The 16,935-nt window shown below is 34.0% G+C and carries 12 protein-coding genes, 1 tRNA gene and 2 pseudogenes; 9 read left to right on the top strand and 6 right to left on the bottom strand.

Features of this window, described 5'->3' with window-relative positions; all coding sequences use genetic code 11:
• Positions 1 to 208: 208 nt before the first annotated feature.
• The 3 genes from B9T28_RS04025 to B9T28_RS04015 form a co-directional block, all read right to left on the bottom strand.
• Positions 209 to 958 (bottom strand): YebC/PmpR family DNA-binding transcriptional regulator, encoded by a 750-nt coding sequence (locus B9T28_RS04025; protein WP_086202674.1) that lies wholly within the window; start codon positions 956 to 958, stop codon positions 209 to 211.
• Between the two features lie 109 nt (positions 959 to 1,067).
• Entirely contained in the window at positions 1,068 to 1,631 is a 564-nt protein-coding gene (locus B9T28_RS04020) for a 1-acyl-sn-glycerol-3-phosphate acyltransferase (protein WP_086202673.1), read from the bottom strand.
• 288 nt (positions 1,632 to 1,919) lie between these two features.
• Positions 1,920 to 2,180 (bottom strand): hypothetical protein, encoded by a 261-nt coding sequence (locus tag B9T28_RS04015; protein ID WP_086202672.1) that lies wholly within the window; start codon positions 2,178 to 2,180, stop codon positions 1,920 to 1,922.
• Positions 2,181 to 2,536: 356 nt separating this feature from the next.
• On the opposite strand from B9T28_RS04015, the gene B9T28_RS04010 reads away from it, so the two are divergent.
• Entirely contained in the window at positions 2,537 to 2,896 is a 360-nt protein-coding gene (locus B9T28_RS04010; RefSeq protein WP_086202671.1) for a hypothetical protein, read from the top strand.
• 255 nt (positions 2,897 to 3,151) lie between these two features.
• On the opposite strand, the pseudogene B9T28_RS14795 reads toward B9T28_RS04010, so the two are convergent.
• Positions 3,152 to 3,358 (bottom strand): annotated as a pseudogene (locus tag B9T28_RS14795) (transposase); the annotation flags it as partial.
• A gap of 186 nt (positions 3,359 to 3,544) precedes the next feature.
• Here B9T28_RS14795 and B9T28_RS04000 point away from each other — a divergent pair.
• Positions 3,545 to 4,216, top strand: a pseudogene (locus B9T28_RS04000) (alpha/beta fold hydrolase).
• Between the two features lie 1,031 nt (positions 4,217 to 5,247).
• A tRNA-Ile gene (locus B9T28_RS03990) sits at positions 5,248 to 5,324 on the top strand.
• Between the two features lie 209 nt (positions 5,325 to 5,533).
• On the opposite strand, the gene B9T28_RS03985 is transcribed toward B9T28_RS03990, so the two are convergent.
• A complete protein-coding gene (locus tag B9T28_RS03985) occupies positions 5,534 to 6,370 on the bottom strand; it encodes a hypothetical protein (protein WP_086202669.1) in 837 nt (278 codons plus the stop codon).
• 135 nt (positions 6,371 to 6,505) lie between these two features.
• Here B9T28_RS03985 and B9T28_RS03980 point away from each other — a divergent pair, with 135 nt between their 5' ends.
• Both B9T28_RS03980 and B9T28_RS03975 read left to right on the top strand, forming a co-directional pair.
• Positions 6,506 to 6,685, top strand: a complete 180-nt coding sequence (locus B9T28_RS03980; protein WP_086202668.1) for a helix-turn-helix domain-containing protein — start codon at positions 6,506 to 6,508, stop codon at positions 6,683 to 6,685.
• Between the two features lie 160 nt (positions 6,686 to 6,845).
• Positions 6,846 to 8,873: a DUF3987 domain-containing protein gene (locus tag B9T28_RS03975; RefSeq protein WP_171263451.1), complete on the top strand. Its 2,028-nt coding sequence runs from the start codon at positions 6,846 to 6,848 to the stop codon at positions 8,871 to 8,873.
• Between the two features lie 172 nt (positions 8,874 to 9,045).
• Here the strand turns inward: B9T28_RS03975 and B9T28_RS03970 are convergent, their stop codons facing one another.
• A complete protein-coding gene (locus B9T28_RS03970) occupies positions 9,046 to 9,351 on the bottom strand; it encodes a hypothetical protein (RefSeq protein WP_086202666.1) in 306 nt (101 codons plus the stop codon).
• Positions 9,352 to 9,651: 300 nt separating this feature from the next.
• On the opposite strand from B9T28_RS03970, the gene B9T28_RS03965 reads away from it, so the two are divergent.
• From B9T28_RS03965 to B9T28_RS03950, 4 genes are read left to right on the top strand one after another with little or no spacing between them, the layout of a single operon-like run.
• A complete protein-coding gene (locus B9T28_RS03965) occupies positions 9,652 to 9,978 on the top strand; it encodes a helix-turn-helix domain-containing protein (protein ID WP_086202665.1) in 327 nt (108 codons plus the stop codon).
• Between the two features lie 60 nt (positions 9,979 to 10,038).
• On the top strand, positions 10,039 to 12,276 hold the full coding sequence (locus B9T28_RS03960; RefSeq protein ID WP_086202664.1) for a type I restriction-modification system subunit M: 2,238 nt from the start codon (positions 10,039 to 10,041) through the stop codon (positions 12,274 to 12,276).
• Complete coding sequence (locus B9T28_RS03955) at positions 12,269 to 13,477, top strand: restriction endonuclease subunit S (protein ID WP_086202663.1); 1,209 nt, start codon at positions 12,269 to 12,271, stop codon at positions 13,475 to 13,477. The genes B9T28_RS03960 and B9T28_RS03955 overlap by 8 nt, the downstream gene beginning before the upstream one ends.
• A 45-nt stretch (positions 13,478 to 13,522) precedes the next feature.
• On the top strand, positions 13,523 to 16,813 hold the full coding sequence (locus tag B9T28_RS03950; RefSeq protein ID WP_086202662.1) for a type I restriction endonuclease subunit R: 3,291 nt from the start codon (positions 13,523 to 13,525) through the stop codon (positions 16,811 to 16,813).
• The last annotated feature ends 122 nt before the right edge of the window (positions 16,814 to 16,935 follow it).

Here is a 16,935-nt window from a genome sequence, read left to right as displayed (position 1 = left end):
AGGTTCATGCCGTTTAAACGTTTATAGTTTGTGATAGCCGACCATAAATGAGACGAGATCAGGATTGAAGTGGTTATGCCTATTTACTTTAATTGTTTTTTTTAAATATTATTTTTTTAGATCTAGTACAATGTTAATGTGTTGTTTATAAGTTATTGAAATATGTTAATAAAAACGCACAAAAATGTGCGTTTTTAACTTAAATTGATTATTCGTCAAGTTGAGCAAGAACATCGTCTGTGAATTCAACGTTGGTATAAACGTTTTGAACATCATCAAGATCTTCAAACATATCAATCATTTTTAAAATGAGTTTAGCTTGGTCGATATCCGTGATTTCAGCTTTAGTTGATGGACTCATTACCACTTCAGCATTATCAGATTTTAATCCTGCAGCAGTTAAGGCATCTTGAACATCACCAAAAGATTCAGGTGTCGTGATGACTAAAATTTCATCTTCACCGACTTCAATATCTTCAGCGCCAGCTTCTAAAGCCACGTCCATGATTTTATCTTCTAAAGAAACATCTTCAAAAGTAATTTCACCACGTTTAGTAAAGAGATAGGCAACTGAACCCGCTGTACCTAAATTACCGTTGGTTTTAGAGAAACAGTGGCGAACATCAGGCACAGTACGGTTTAAGTTGTCAGTCATGGTTTCAACCAATACGGCAACACCACCAACGCCATAACCTTCGTAGGTAACTTCTTTTAAATCGTCGTTATCTTCATCACCAGCACCACGTTGAATGGCACGGTTAATTACATCACGTGTCATGTTTACAGATAATGCTTTTTCAACCACAGCACGTAGACGAGGGTTACTTCCCGCATCTGGGCCACCGAGTTTTGCAGCTGTGGTTAATTCACGAATGTATTTGGTAAAAAGTTTACCACGGCTAGCATCTTGTTTTGCTTTGCGATGCTTAATATTAGCCCACTTGGAATGACCCGCCATGCGAAATATGCTCCTTGTAGATCGGCTTTATGCCTAATCGAATGTGCTAAATTCTACCATAAGCTGTTTTTTGTGAGAAAGTGCTTAAGTACTAGAATATCGTCAATTATTAAGATTTTTTAGCTTCAGGAATCAGAATATCTAATCCCGTATTTTCTTTGTACAGACGTTTGATCTCGGCAAGGTCATGATCTAAATCGCTCGGATAGATTTTTCCAAATATTCCACCTTGTTTGGTTTTTGAATTTGCAAACATTAAAACAATTGGAACATTGGCAGCTTTAGCGATATGCCAAAACCCTGTTCGTATTGGCTTACGACTTTGACTATTTCTGGCACGTGTTGCTTCTGGTGCAATGACTAAATTAAATTGTTCATTGTTGTTAAACAGTTCAACCATCTGTGTCACGATATCTTGATTAGATTTTCGGTCAACAGCTATTCCCCCAAGTGCTTCTAAAATAGGCTTCATTGGGCCTTTGAATAGTTCTTTTTTGATCAGGGTATGAATTTTTAAATCATATATTTGAAAAATTGCCAGTGATAATATGGCATCCATCATTGATGTATGTTCAAAGCCGATAATCACTTGTTTATTTTCAAGTACATTAGGCTCAACATGATACTTCCAACCTGCGAGTTTAAAAGTGAGTTTGCCAAGTTGCTTTTTCATTTTAGCCCTTTGTTATGCATGAAAATTTAAATGAGAATTTTGCGAGTTTAAATTTTAAAAAACAATGATTGGAATGCTAATTTTAGAAGTTGTTTGTAATTTTTATGCAATAAATTGAAGAGCAAAATAAAGTTACGTTGCTTTTAACTCTTGGATTTATAATTAAATTAATTTTAAAAATATCTTTCTCTACTACTTATCGTACATATCAGCATTTAAATAGTGTATTTTCAGCATTATGTTTTTGAATTTTATGAATAAAAAGCCCAATAGGGCCTTTTATTATGTTCAATACAGACTGTTTTTTTCCAGTCCACGGTCAGTTACTTTTGTATCAGTTATAATGATTTTACTCTCGGAATAAATGCAATAACCAGTAATTTGCTTATCTTTTTCAATAAGCATGATCAGTGGTTTATCTGTTTCTCTGGCCCATGTCTCAGATGTCCCAGATTGAATAATAAACCATACTGTATCGCCTTCATCGCCCCATTTGTTGATGCATGCTTTAATAGCCAACTCGGAATTGTTAGTTATTTTAATGCTCATGGTATCTCCTTATAAAATATTACATCCTAGAGATAGGTCTGATTTAAACTAATTTAAATCCCTATTTAAATTAATACTTTTTACGAATAAAAAGAATACTTATTTCTGGGTATTTGGACATTTTTTTATTAGAATAAATAATAATAGTTTTTAGTATAAATTTAAAGATGTTTTGCAGATATGATCGAAGAAGTGTGGTCGGTTTTTTTATTAGGTCTTTTAACTAATTTTTTGACTTAAAGCAGATAGTAATGAAAACCTATTAAAATGCAAATTAATTCACAATTTTTAATTTAGTGTGGACTTGGTTGTCTATTTTTAATAGAATAAATTTTTTATATAAAAAGAAGACTGGTATGAAAAAAATTCTAACAATTAGCTTTGTATTACTTTTTGTAGCCTGTTCAAACCCTAATAAAGAAAAAGTAAATGAAATGGAGTTGATCTCTATCAGTAAAGATTTGGATGCGATTGATTTACAGATTACGCAAATTCTTCTTAATTTAGATGACAATAGAATATCGCAGGAAGGGAAAAAGAATTTATTGTGTAGTGATTTTCGAAAATTATATAAAGAAGAATACATACCGAAAAGTTTAAAATACGGTAATGCGACAGGAAATGCAGAATCTGAGGCTAAATATTTAGCTGATTTAAACAACATTATGAGTGGTTACTCAAAGAAGTTAAATATCGATTGTGCATCTAATTCTTAAATTTATTCATAACAAAAGCGTTTAGTTTAAAAACTATAAAGGCTCTTTTGTAAAAAAAGCTTATTTGTTCGGCCAGTTATTAAGTTGCAGAAATTGGAGTTGTGAAGTGTATCTCATTGATCTAATTTTAAAAATATTTTTATTTTCACGGAATAATTTAATACAGTGCATTATGGTTTCTATCAAACTTTGATGATGATAACTAGATCATTTTTCTAAAGTGTTGTGTACTGATAATCGCTGGTATTAGGAGCTGTTCAATCCAGTTTCTAGTTGAATGAGACTTTGCACAAAGCCTGTAACCATACACAGTGTTAATTGAAAAAGAGATTTAATTATCAGGCAAGATTGAATAGCTGTGTCAGAGTCAATTTGATTTCTAACTTATTCACCTTTTGATTCAACATACTATTCAGTATGAGGATTAAACCAAATTTTTAGATTTCCTCGATTAATTAAAGCTCACTCAAGTAGCATCAAATTGAATGTAGGGTAATGTGAAAACACTGTAGGTAGGGGATATGTTATAAGGCTGACTATGTTAGATACGTGGTAATAATAGTTCTTTCAGAAATACAAAAAATTAATATTTCAGTAAAAAATCATATATTCTTTAAAATTGAATTTCATCAGAAGAATAGGAGAAATATGAAACTATCTACAATTGTTCTGGTTCATGGATTCTAGGGAAACGCTCTCCATTGGCAACATGTCATTCCTTTATTAGTTAAGAAAAATTTCCAAGTAATAGCTGTAGAAATTCCTTTAACATCCTTAGCTGATGATGTTGAAAGGGCTATCAAGATGATTAATCAGATAGATGGCCCAGTCTTGTTGGTTGGTCATTGCTATGGTGGTGTAGTTATTACTGAAGCAGGTAATAATGAAAAAGTGGTGGGGTTGGTATACATCGCCGCATTTGCGCCAGATCGTTCCGAAAGCCCCGATCTGATAACTCAACAGCATCCACCTGAAGCTGCTGTTGACCTTTATCCAGATAGTGATGGTTATTTATGGGTGAATGCAGAAAAATACCATAAGAGTTTCTGTCAGGACTTAAATCCTTCAGAATCTATCGCAATGGCTATTGCCCAGAAAGGCTCCTCTTGCCAGTACCTTTTACCTCCATGGAAGATGAAACCGTTTTGGTATCAAATTTCAAATCAGGATCGTATGATTACAGCTGAAAATCAAAGAAAAATGGCCGAAAGATTGAATACCAAGGAGGTAATTGAACTTGATGCTAGCCATGTTTCTCTTGCTTCAAGACCTGATGAAATAGCTGACTTTATAATCAAGCTGCTTCATTTTTTAATATGAACTCAACAGCCTATGAGAGCTTTTTTGTATAACGACCCTTGTTTTCATTTGATGGAGTTTGCACTATAAACAATATTATTATCTGATTTTGGCTTGGGTATATCTTATAATATTACATCGATAAAAAGGTTTTAGGCTATTCTTTACGACATAAAATAAAGCAAGTGAAAAGGTATTGTCCCTCAAATAAGAAAACCCGATCCATTGATGGGGGTTAATCTATCTGTTTATGCTTTGCTTCTTTATTCATCGCGGCCTTTAATTGATCAATTTTAGAAAAGTAGCTGATGCCGGATTATCTATTTTATTGGCCATAGTTTTTGCAAGATAATCCAAGTGTCGAGTTACTACTTTGTATTGACGATCTTTGATTAGTTATTTTGCTTCATTAAAAAATATGAAATTTTATTCATCGCATCTTTTAAATCATTAAATGACACTTGAATGTAGCCATCCGTAATGTCAGATCCATCAAGAGTATGGTTGATCAGCCGTTTAAAGTAAATGAGGTAATATTTAAGCTATTGGAAATACTAGAGAATGTACGCCTGAGATCATGATAAGTAAAAGAAATACCGCTAACTGCTGCAATTTTTCCTCGTGCTTTACTTCTATTTGTAATATGACTATCCCTTGACGAGCTTGAAAAACGTAAGGTTTACCGCCTGAGCGTTCAAATCTGCATTCCATAATGAAATGCAGCATATCACCCATCGGAAGTATTAATGATTCACTATTTTGGGGCTACTGAGCTGATCGTATTATATTTAAAATCAATATGTGACCAATTCAAGACATTCTGTTTCTTCAGGTCTAAATCCAGTAATTAATATGGCCAGTAAAAAATCTTGATTTTTGTACGCATTGTGATTGTAATAATCTTGTCTATTGCAATATCTAACAATAATATATCACAAAGTTTTTTAGGGCCTACTATGCGTCTACTCGAAAAAAAACTTGATATAATTAAAAAATTTGGATAGTATTGCCGTCATTCCAAGTTGTTGATAAATATTTAATAACTTGATGAAGGGCCTGTAGCTCAGTTGGTTAGAGCAGCGGACTCATAATCCGTTGGTCGACAGTTCAAGTCTGTCTGGGCCCACCATATAAAACAACCACTTACGTGCATTAATCGTAAGTGGTTTTTTGTTTTTTGGGTTTTAGTAAGCGAATGGTAAGCAAAATAAAGCAACTTAAACCTGTCTTCTAGTCTAGCATCAATCAATGAGCATAGGTTTTAACGACTTTGTTCTAAAATCGAATACGCTCAGTGCATCTCTAACTTTACCAATTTTAGATCGGTAACGTGTGGAATCAAATCTTCTCACTATTTTTTGTATAGAAGTCTTCAATAGACGCTAACTTTAATTGATACTTATAGAACTCATTTCTGAAATCATCAAAGTAGTTTTTTAGTAAAGTATATCGTTGAGGATTAGTTTTAAAGGCATTTTGAACTATATTATATAAATTAATTTGTTTTAGATGGAAGTCAAAATCAGCTCCCATTTTGTTCAAACGAGAATTGGGTTCTAATTGAAAATGCAATTCTATTAGTTTAATTAAGTAATATCCCGTGCTACCAATTAAATCAATAATTAATGAGCTATATTGCAATAAAGCTAAGTAGCTATATTCAAGATTTTGAATGTGAAGGTTGAATTTACTTTGATAGGTAATAAATAGCAAAAAACTATACAGATCTAAAATATTTTCAAATTCTTTTTCAAAATTAGCATCAAAGTCGATTACAACTTCTTCAATATTTTTTTTACGTATAATTTTTTGAGTGGAGCTGTTCAAATTTTCATAAAATTTATATAAATCTGCTTCACTAACGTAAGTTTTACTTAATATTTCCCAAATAGGATGGACAAAATAAATTGAAGAATTTGGAAGTTTTTTTTCAACAATTTTTATTTTTGTTACTGGAGATACTTGCCCTATAGAAAATTTTGTCCAAATTTTACTGCCATTTTCACCAAAAAAATTATCTAGTTTATTTTTACTTGCTAAGCGCGAGTCTAACTCCGTTTGATGCGGACGCACATTATTTTGAGTGTTTTCATTGAGAACACGTTCTGCAACGTGTTCATACCAAATAATGGTTTTCAATTTTGTAACAAATCCAGTTTTTGGACGTCCTGACATAAAATGTTCCAATAGCAATCAAAAAGTATAATTTGTTTGGGGGGGTAAGAAAATATAGTAATTATAAGAACCTCCCCAAACAAGTAAAAATCAACTAAAAAATAACACAATTTAATTAAGAAGGGACGCTTCAAGATGAAGCAAGAAAGTTTATTAATTACTACAGCAGAAGCTGCAAAGCTTCTTGGATTTCAACCACAAACACTCCGTAAATGGGCAATTTATGAAAATGGTCCAGTTGTTCCAAAGCGTCATGGTCGCCTGTTACGTTGGAATCGGAATGAAATTTTGAAATTTGCAGGTGAGATTAAGTAAATTTTCTTTATGAACCCAGCATTTTTGCTGGGTTCAGCTCGAAATACACTCAGTAATTTAAATCTAACTTTTCTAATACAGTACGTAAAGCCTCTACTTAAATTCATTAAGTGGATAAGTAAAGTTTTGCTTGAAATTTTGAAAAATGGTAAGAATTAATATGTTGAAAATAAAATTAGATGAAGAACATCCTATATTAAGTACACATCCTTTAACTGGGCAAGTTACTTCTTCATCTACCTTTGAAGAGTTTTCCTTAAACTTTATAAAAGGCGATCAAATTTCAATTGAAAGTTACATACATCCACACTACCCAGATTTGGATTGTGGTGGCTGCAACGTTTTTAAACTTGTGAATAATTCTAATCTGAATTTTGTGACTGGTTATTTGATTGTTGGGATGGGTTATGAATATGATATATCTTGTGAACCTTATAAAGTCATAGAACGGCGGAAAGCAGCACTTCAAATTGGTGATGGTTTATTAGTCAATCGGTTGCTGAGTAAAACGAAATTATCACGAGTGGTTTTGACGAATGAATTTGATGTTTTTTTTAAAATTTGTTTTACAAAATCATATGTAATTTACTTGCCAGATCTTATATTTGGGTTGCAAGAAGTAGAAAGCCTGCTACCTGAATCTGTTTTGATCATGACAGCTAATTATGATGAAGACTCTCAACCTCACATAAAGTTCAGCCGAGAAAATTTATCTAGGCTATCGTATGCAGATGTTCAAGAGCGGATTGACTCCATTTATGCCTCATATATTGATTCACTAAAACATGAAGATGTAGAAAGTGAGTCAAAAGTCCAGTCATCAAGCGCTTGGCCTGCATTATCAACTTTAAGTGCAGTTAATCACAATTCACCGCAAAATTATCCGCTTTGGGCTTTTCCAGCATTAATCGCAAATGCAATTAAAAAAACAGCATATATTCATAAAGTCCCAATTTCAGTTGCAGGACAAACTTACTTAGGAGAAATGGCTTTTTTGTCGCAAAGACATATCAATGCTCCTAGTGATAAAACGATTAAGGGTCAACCTTGTAGCCTTTTTACCATTACGATCTTCCCAAGTGGTGCCGGCAAAGATAATTGTATTAATGATGCCTGTTATGTTTCTAAATCTATGGAAAAAAGCAATATGGCATTATATGAGAAAGAGTACGATGAATGGATTAGATCAAAAGGTGAATCAACTGAGCCAAAAATTCCTTTGGCTAGATTTACAAAACTTACAATACAAGGATTGATTTCATTAGTAAAAAAAAGCGATCAAAAAAGTTTTACATGGACAACTGGTGAAGGGGCATATCTATTTTCTGGATATACCATGAAAAGTGATACGGTAGGCGAAGCACTCAGTGTGATTAATAATTTGCTTGATGGTGAATCTATTAGTAATGTTTTAAAAGGCAGTAGTATTGAATATGTTGATGGTATTCGTTTTTCAATAAATATTGGTGTGCAAGATGTGATTGCATCCCCAGCTTTGCAAAATGAGCTATTGCGAGAGCAAGGTTTTTTAGCGCGTGCTTTAATTGTTTTTGCAGAACCTTTGAAGAATGTCCAAATCACGAAACAGGATCGATTTATAAGGCCGGATCAAGATACAGATTTGAAAGCATATAGGAGTTTATGTGAGCAAATCTTATCGGATGTTCCAAAAGTCTTAGACTGTGCAAATACTTATACTGTTATTTTGAAAACTGAAGAGGCGGATGATCTGCATATTGAATATGAAAACTTTGTATTGCGTGAAGTTGAAAAAAATGGACGATATGCTTTCATACACTCGTATGCACGGCGCACTGTTCAATATGTTTTAAGAGTCGCCGCAATTTTCGCATTTTTTAAGCAAGAGAGTGTGATTACATCTGAAACGATGAAAGGTGCTATAAGTATCTGTAGGTATTCTTTAGAGCAGTGGATTGATTATTATGGTAAAGATAATAAATCTGACAGTGAAATTTTGCTGGAATGGCTAAAAGCTCAGTATCGGAAAGGTAATAAAAAGGTTTTAAAATCGAGTATCAATCAAAAGCATGCAAAATTTAAGTCAGCTAAGCTACGAGATGCTGCTTTGCAATATTTAATTGAGACCTATCATGTTCGAATCGAAATACTAAATAATAGTGACTATGTAGTTTTACATCCTAAACTTGTAGAAAATTTATCTAATTAATCTAAATCAAGGTAACTTATTGAAATATAGTTAAGGTGATTTAGATAAGTTGTTTTTCTAATTATCTAGATCATCTAAGTTAGATGATCTAGATATCTTAAATAATGTTTATCTATTTTAAAAACTTTATAATTCAATATGATAGTTTTATTTAGATAGTTAGATAACTTTTTTAATACCAAATAATGTTTTGAAAATCATTGAACAAGTCATCATAAATGGTACTTACATTAATTAGCTCAAATTGACCAAAGCCAAACTTTTCAAAAAACTGATTATCAACAAAGTAAGTAATTGCCTTATAAGTATTAAGATGGTTGGATACAGAAAGCTGGTTACAAAATGATGAATTGAAATGTAATTGCAGCGCCGTGGCTTCAATAATCTTCGTTGCAATAATTTTAGAAATTTGACGTACATTCAGATTTTTAATCGTTGGATGGATAAAAACAGGGATCTGATTTGGTGAGTTACTCATAAGAGAATCCTTAAGTTAAATTAGTGCTTTAAATTTACTTAAATCGTCTGTTATGAAAGAATGCAAAGGTAAAACGTCGAAATTTTACAATCTTTCATTTCAGTCATTTGGAATGGAAAGCATGAGTACAGGATTGTCGAGATAATGCACTCATGCACATACAATATTATTCATATAATTTTCCTCCTTAAATTTCTTTTAAAGATGTCTTTTTGTCGAAATAGACAATAAAATACTATCAATATATATATGAAAACTTGTCGATTTAGTCAAGTTTTAATTGTCGATTTATGGTGTTTTATGTTGATTGAGATGGATTCTGCGCTGTTTTGTACAAGGCTCAAAGAAATAAGAACACAACGAAAAATGACGCAGCAAGATATAGCTGACAAAACAGGTATCCCATCAACGTCAATTTCACATATCGAAGCTGGTGCTCGAAAGCCGTCTTTAGAGAACTTTTTTAAACTTGCTGTAGTGCTGAATGTATCTGCCGATTACTTACTTGGACGCACTGATCAATATTCAGATTTAGGTACTGACCCCATCGCAAACTCAATTCAATGTCTACCAGAGTCTGAAAGGGAAATGATTCAAAAGTTTATCTCGTCGTTGCAAAAAGCATAACTTCAAAAATATTGCTCAAGATATTGAGCAGATTAATTTATAAATTGATTTGGAAAAATTATGAACCTCATTGAATTAAAACAGTTGGAAGATCAACTTTGGTCTGCAGCAGACAGCTTACGTGCAAATACAGACTTGAAACCCAATGAGTATTCGACTCCTGTGCTTGGCCTCATTTTCTTAAAATTTGCAGACAATAAATATAGTGCAGCAGAAGAAAAAATCTTAAAAGAAATACAACAACCTATCGGGTCTGGACGCAGTGGTGCTCCCCAAGCCCCAACTCAGGACATGATTAAATCAATAGCAATTAGTAAGGTTGGTTTTTACCTACCTGATAATGCTCGTTATAAGTATTTATTAGAATTGCCTGAAACAGAAGACTTGGCAAAAAAAATTAAAGAAGCTATGCAGGCTATTGAAGAACATCAAGATGATACTAAAACAAATCTTAAAGGAGTATTACCTAAAGATGATTATCAAGCCTTTAACCGGTTACCCCAGAGTAAACAGGCATTACATGGCTTAGTACGCAGCTTTTCAAATATCCCTGCGGATGCTTCTGGTGATGTATTCGGTAAAATCTATGAGTACTTCCTGGGCAAGTTTGCACTTTCTGAAGGTCAAAAAGGCGGTGAATTCTTTACACCAACTTCTGTTGTGCGTTTAATGGTTGAAATGATAGAACCGTATAATGGCTCTGTTTATGATCCAGCCTGTGGTTCAGGCGGTATGTTTGTGCAGTCCTTACAATTTGTAGAGCGCCGTAAAGAATTAAGTAAAAAGTTTGGTGAAGCCGGAGATACCAATAGTTTGTTTGTATATGGTCAGGAAAAGACCTTAGATACGGTCAAACTTGCCAAAATGAACTTGTTCGTGAATGGGCTTAAAGGCGAAATTCAGCAAGCAAACTCCTATGCAGAAGACCCATTTAAAGGCTTTGAGAAGTTTGACTATATCATGGCTAACCCGCCATTTAACGTGGATGATGTAGCACTTGCAACAGTTGAAAAAGATCCTCGTTTTAATAGCTATGGTTTACCGCGCAATAAAACTAAAGCGAAAAAAACTGATGATAATGCAGCCAAGACAGAAACTGTTCCAAATGCAAACTATCTTTGGATTAACTTGTTTGCCTCATCATTAAAAAATGCACAGCAAGCTCAGTTATCTAATAGTGGTCGTGCTGCTTTGGTTATGCCGAACTCAGCTTCAGATGCTCGTAACTCAGAAGCAGATGTTCGCCAAACGTTGATCGAGAATAACTTGATTTATGGCATGCTGACATTGCCATCAAATATGTTCTATACGGTAACGCTTCCTGCAACGCTATGGTTCTTTGATAAAAATAAAACAGACGACAAAATTTTGTTTATTGATGCGCGTAACATCTTTAGACAGATCGACCGTGCGCACCGTGACTTTACAGATGAGCAGGTACTAAACATTGCCATGATTAGTAAGCTTCATAAGGGCCGTAATCATGAATATATCAGTTTGGTTGATGATTACTTTAGACAAGGTATGGCAAAACTTGAGGCAACTGTGCCACATGTAGAGCCAAGCTTTAATAAACTTAAAGAAGCATTAAAAGATGATTTAGCTATTGTTCAAAGTGTAGAGGCACTTAATGAACATTGGCATGCTCTTACGCCGTTAAAACAAAGCTTTGATGCTTATGTGAAGGCTTTCCCTCAAGTAGTCACTAAAGATTTAGTTTCTACTTTGAATAAAACACAAAAGACATTAAGAGCAGGTTTTACGCCGTTCTTTAAAGCTATTGCAGATGAAGCTAAAGTTTTAGATAAAGCGATTCGTGAAAAAGAAAAAGCTCATAATGAGTTAGTCAAACTCACTCGTGCTGAAGTTGCCGAAGCTAAGGTAATTGATAAAAAAGATGTGCTTAAAGTTAAGGATGCAAAGCTTAAAGAGCTTAATGCTTTAACAGCAGATATTAAAGAAGTTAAAGCATTGCTTGCTGATATCAAAGCTGACCGTGGCGAAGCTGAGTACTTCTTTAATCATATTTCATGGTTACAAGAACGTTTCCCAAATGCTGAATATGAAGATGTTACAGGTCTTTGTAAGTTGGCGACCCCTGATGAGGTGAAAGAGCAGGATTATTCTTTAAATGCTGGTCGTTATGTGGGTGTCGTGATTGAAGAGGACGGGCGTACAGAGGAAGAGTTTAGAGATTATTTGAGCACGTCTTTAGAGTTATTTAATAACTTAACGAAAGAAGCGAAAATTTTAGAAGATATTATCAACGCTAATATGAAGGGAGTTTGTAATGAGTAATTTATGGCGTGATGATATTTTTGATAATTTAGTTAGGTTAAAACGGGGACATGATTTACCTAATCAAAATATCATTAATGGTAAATTTCCTATTGTTGCAAGTTCTGGAATTAAAGATTTTCATAATGATTTTAAAGCTACCCCTCCAATTGTTGTTACAGGGCGATCTGGCACATTAGGTGAAGTACAGTATATTACTGAAAAATCTTGGCCTTTAAATACAACATTATACTCTATTAGTTTTAGAGATAATTTGCCGAAATATGTTTATTACTATTTGAAGGAAATGCATCTTGAGAATTTTAATGCCGGGGCTGGTGTACCTACACTGAATCAGAATCATCTTCAAAAATTGAAGATAAAAATTCCTCAATTTGAAATTCAGAAAAAAATCTCTGCCATCCTGTCTACTTATGATGACTTAATCGAAAACAATAAAAAGCGTATCCATATTTTAGAAAGTATGGCTGAAGAGCTATATAAAGAATGGTTTGTACGTTTTCGTTTTCCAAATTGGGAAAATACAGAGTTTGAGAAAGGGATTCCGAAAGATTGGCGTACTATCAATTCTGGTGAGTTTATTGATGTTGTAAAAGGTAAGTCTTATACAAGTCCTGAAATTCATGATGAGTTTGTTGATGAGAGCCTACCTTTTGTCAATCTGAAAAACTTTAATCGTGGTGGCGGTTATCGCCGCAATGGATTGAAATTTTACAATGGTAAATATGCGAATAATCAAAAAACTTATCAAGATGATATCGTCATGGCTGTAACGGATATGACTCAAGACAGAGCTGTAGTTGGACGTGTTGCTAGAGTACCAAAGTTAAACTTTGAGTTTGCGATTATTTCTTTAGATTGTGTGAAATTAGTACCCAAAATCTATTCATCTACTTTTACTTATTGTTATTTTAAATATTCTGGATTTTCAGAATATATAAAAGAATTTGCAAATGGTGCGAATGTTTTACATTTAAGCCCTAATCAAATTGGCAAGCAAAAAATACTGATTCCACCTAAACAATTAGTTGATAGCTTTGAAGCTATAGCTGTTCCAATTTATTCTGAGTTAAATATTTTGGAAGAAAGTAATGTGAAATTGGAAATAATGAGAAATAACCTATTACCTAGGTTAATTTCAGGAAAACTATCAGTGGAAAACTTAGATATTCAGTTTCCATCATCAATGCAAGAACAGTAAATTATAAAAAAATAGACGTATTTAGAGGGATATAGGGGATCAATTGTGACAAAAGTAACACGTAACTTTATTAGTGAAGATGACATTGAACAAGCAACCATTAAGATTTTAAGCACAGAGTTTGATTATCAGCATCTCAATTGCTATACCACAGATTCAAGTGACTTAAATGATGGTTCAGGTCGTAAAGACAAAAAAGAAGTTATCTTAAAAGACCGTGTGATTGCTAAATGTGTGCAATTGAATCCCCAAGTCTCTTTAGATGTTATAGAGACTGCTGTATTAAAACTAATGGAGCGCCGTGGGTCTATGTCGGCTATTAAAGCCAATATGGAGCTTTATGCTGATATTCGTAATGGTGCTTCGATTACTTATGAAGATGTCCACGGCGAAAAACATGAAAATGAATTTTTAAAATTGATTGATTTTAAAAATCCAGAAAACAATGAGTTTTTAGTGGTTTCACAATTATGGATTCAATCTACAGGACGCACACCGTATTGTGCCTATCGCCGTCCTGATTTAATCCTGTATATAAATGGTCTACCACTGGTATTCATAGAGCTTAAAAATTCAAATGTGAAGCTCAAGAATGCTTTTGATGACAATCTAAAAAATTATAAGAATGATATTCCTCAACTTTTTTTAACCAATGCCTTCTGCGTACTTTCAAATGCGACAGACACAAAGCTCGGAAGTTTTACGGCTGAGTGGGAACATTTCTTTAACTGGTTACGTGTGGACCAGGAAAAGGAAAAGGTCAATAAAGAAGATATCGAAGAACGAGGCATAAGTATTGAATACTTGCTTCGTGGTCTATGTCGTCCTGAAAGATTATTGGATTATGTCGAAAATTTTATTTTATTCCAAAATGAAAAACATAAAATTATTGCCCAAAACCATCAGTTTTTAGGGGTAAATCATGCCTTCCAAAACTTCTTGAAACGTGATGAGTTGAAAGGTCGCCTTGGGGTGTTTTGGCATACACAAGGTTCGGGTAAAAGTTTCTCAATGATTTTTTACGTCAGAAAGATTTATCGTAAAGTCACGGGTAATTTTAGTTTTGTCGTGATTACCGACCGAGAAGATCTAGATAATCAGATTTATAAAAATTTCATTTATACACAAGCCGTCACAGAGGTTGAGGCTGCTCAACCGAAAAATAGTACTCATCTTCGAACCTTGCTGAGTCAAAATACCAAGATTGTATTTACCTTAATTCAAAAATTTAGATACGAAAAAGGTCAAGAGTATCCACAGCTATTCGATCCTTCTGAACGTGAAGTCATTGTTATTGTTGATGAGGCGCATCGTACCCAATATGAATCATTAGCAGAGAATATGCGTAAAGGCTTAGACGGCGCTCATTTTCTTGCTTTTACAGGTACACCCATTCTAAAACAAAAGAAGACCAAGCAGTGGTTTGGTGAATACGTTTCTGAATATACCTTCCAACAGGCCATTGAAGATAAGGCAACATTACCGCTTTTCTATGAAAAGCGAGTACCTGAGGTGTTATTGCAAAATGACGATCTCAATGAAGAGCTCGCTGAAATATTAGAAGATGAAGAGTTAAATGATGCTCAAAAAGAAAAGCTAGAGCGTAAGTTTTCAACTGAGCTAGAAGTCATTAAGCGAGATGATCGTCTAGATCGTATCGCTGAAGATATTGTTTACCATTTCCCACGCCGTGGGTATTTGGGTAAAGGTATGATGGTTGCGGTGGATCAATTCACAGCAGTACGTATGTTCGACAAGGTTTCAAAACTTTGGAAGGAAGAACAAAAAAACCTACAAACTCGAATTCATAACTCTAAAAATGATATTGAAAAACACCGTTTGAAACAGCGCCAAAAATATATGAGTACCGTACAAATGGCGGTAGTGATTAGTGATCCAAGTTCGGAAAAAGAGCGCTTTGATAAACAGGGTCTAGACATCCAGCCACATATTGATCGTCTCAGTAAACTCGATGTCAATGGGGCTGATATTGAGGATAATTTTAAAAATCCAGAGCATCCATTACAACTTGTCTTCGTGTGTGCAATGTGGCTTACAGGCTTTGATGCGCCAACTGTTTCAACCCTGTATTTAGATAAGCCTATGAAAGGCCATACGTTGATGCAAACGATTGCTCGTGCCAACCGAGTGACTTCCTACCGCATTAAGAATACAGAGGGTGAACTTGTAGAGAAAAGAAATGGTGAAGTCATTGATTATTACAACGTATTCAGGAATCTAAAAACAGCCTTAAAAGATTATGGTCAAGGCACCGGAGAAGATGGTGAAATAGATGCTCCAGTACAAGATAAAACAGTGCTTTTCCAAATGTTGGATGAAGCGATTACTAAGACTCTAGAATATTGCGAGTCTAAAGACATTGATCTGAATCAAATCCTAGAAACTCGTAATGAGACCGGCGGTACGTTTAAAGAGAATGCTTTATTTGAGCAATATGCAGATCAATTATTAGAAAAAGACGAGTATCGTAAAACCTTTAATGTTCATTTTAATACAGTCGCAGCTTTATATGAGGCATGTAAACCGAATATATTGGTAAAACCTAGACCAATTGTGTCAGTGATTCAATTCCTCCATGGTTTTATTGAAGCGATGATTGAGCGTCAGGATTTGGATGAATCTGGTACTTCAGTTTCCGATTTATTGGATAGAAGCGTAGTCATCAATGAAGACACTGTGAAGACTGTTAAAGATTTTAAAGAAAGCTACAGTTTGATTCATGGTCAAAAATGGGATCTAAGTACTGTGGATTTTGACAAGCTGAAAGAACAGTTTAAAGAAACCAAGCATAAAAATATTGCTATTGCTGATATGCGTGCCTTTCTTGAAAAGAAAATCATTCAAATGCTTAAGCAAAATGGTGGTCGTATTAACTTTGCAGAACGTTATCAGCAGATGGTTGATCGTTATAACTCTGGTGCTACGGCAACTGAGCAATTGTTTGACGAACTTCAGAAATTTACAAAAGGTCTTAAAGAAGAAGATCAACGTCATATCAGAGAAGGTCTAACTGAAGACGAGTTAGAAATCTATGATCTGCTCTTAAAAGACAAACTAACGAAAGATGAGCAGCAGCAAGTGAAGCTGGCAGCTAAAGACCTAATAACTGCACTTTTGAATACAACTCCGAAAGTTCTGGTTCAAGATTGGTGGAAGGATGCTCAACAAAGTGAAATTGTAAAACTTGAAATTTCTAAAGTTCTAGATGTCGATTTACCCAATAGTTATGATTTTATAATGTTTACAGAAAAAGTTTCAACAGTATTTGAGCTAGTTAAAACTTTGGCTATGAATGATGATAAGTGGGTTAGTTAAAAGAAAGTAGAATAAGCATAAATTTCCTGGGTGGCAAAATTAAGTGGGTCGAGCGAAGTTAGAAGGGCATTATCTTGACACTGAAAGATTTGGTTTAGGTCGTGATAAAGAGATTTTTAATA

The sequence above is a fragment of the Acinetobacter silvestris genome, assembly GCF_002135235.1.
GTDB lineage: Bacteria > Pseudomonadota > Gammaproteobacteria > Pseudomonadales > Moraxellaceae > Acinetobacter > Acinetobacter silvestris.
Note: the sequence above shows the minus strand (reverse complement) of the source record. Positions and strands in the feature narration are given on the sequence as shown.

Excerpts from the sequence above, each read along its gene's own strand:
- B9T28_RS03955 (WP_086202663.1), top strand. The coding sequence starts at position 12,269 with ATGAGTAATTTATGGCGTGATGATATTTTTGATAATTTAGTTAGGTTA.
- B9T28_RS03970 (WP_086202666.1), bottom strand. The coding sequence starts at position 9,351 with ATGAGTAACTCACCAAATCAGATCCCTGTTTTTATCCATCCAACGATT.
- B9T28_RS03980 (WP_086202668.1), top strand. The coding sequence starts at position 6,506 with ATGAAGCAAGAAAGTTTATTAATTACTACAGCAGAAGCTGCAAAGCTT.
- B9T28_RS04025 (WP_086202674.1), bottom strand. The coding sequence starts at position 958 with ATGGCGGGTCATTCCAAGTGGGCTAATATTAAGCATCGCAAAGCAAAA.
- B9T28_RS03975 (WP_171263451.1), top strand. The coding sequence starts at position 6,846 with ATGTTGAAAATAAAATTAGATGAAGAACATCCTATATTAAGTACACAT.
- B9T28_RS03985 (WP_086202669.1), bottom strand. The coding sequence starts at position 6,370 with ATGTCAGGACGTCCAAAAACTGGATTTGTTACAAAATTGAAAACCATT.
- B9T28_RS04015 (WP_086202672.1), bottom strand. The coding sequence starts at position 2,180 with ATGAGCATTAAAATAACTAACAATTCCGAGTTGGCTATTAAAGCATGC.
- B9T28_RS04010 (WP_086202671.1), top strand. The coding sequence starts at position 2,537 with ATGAAAAAAATTCTAACAATTAGCTTTGTATTACTTTTTGTAGCCTGT.
- B9T28_RS04020 (WP_086202673.1), bottom strand. The coding sequence starts at position 1,631 with ATGAAAAAGCAACTTGGCAAACTCACTTTTAAACTCGCAGGTTGGAAG.
- B9T28_RS03965 (WP_086202665.1), top strand. The coding sequence starts at position 9,652 with ATGTTGATTGAGATGGATTCTGCGCTGTTTTGTACAAGGCTCAAAGAA.
- B9T28_RS03960 (WP_086202664.1), top strand. The coding sequence starts at position 10,039 with ATGAACCTCATTGAATTAAAACAGTTGGAAGATCAACTTTGGTCTGCA.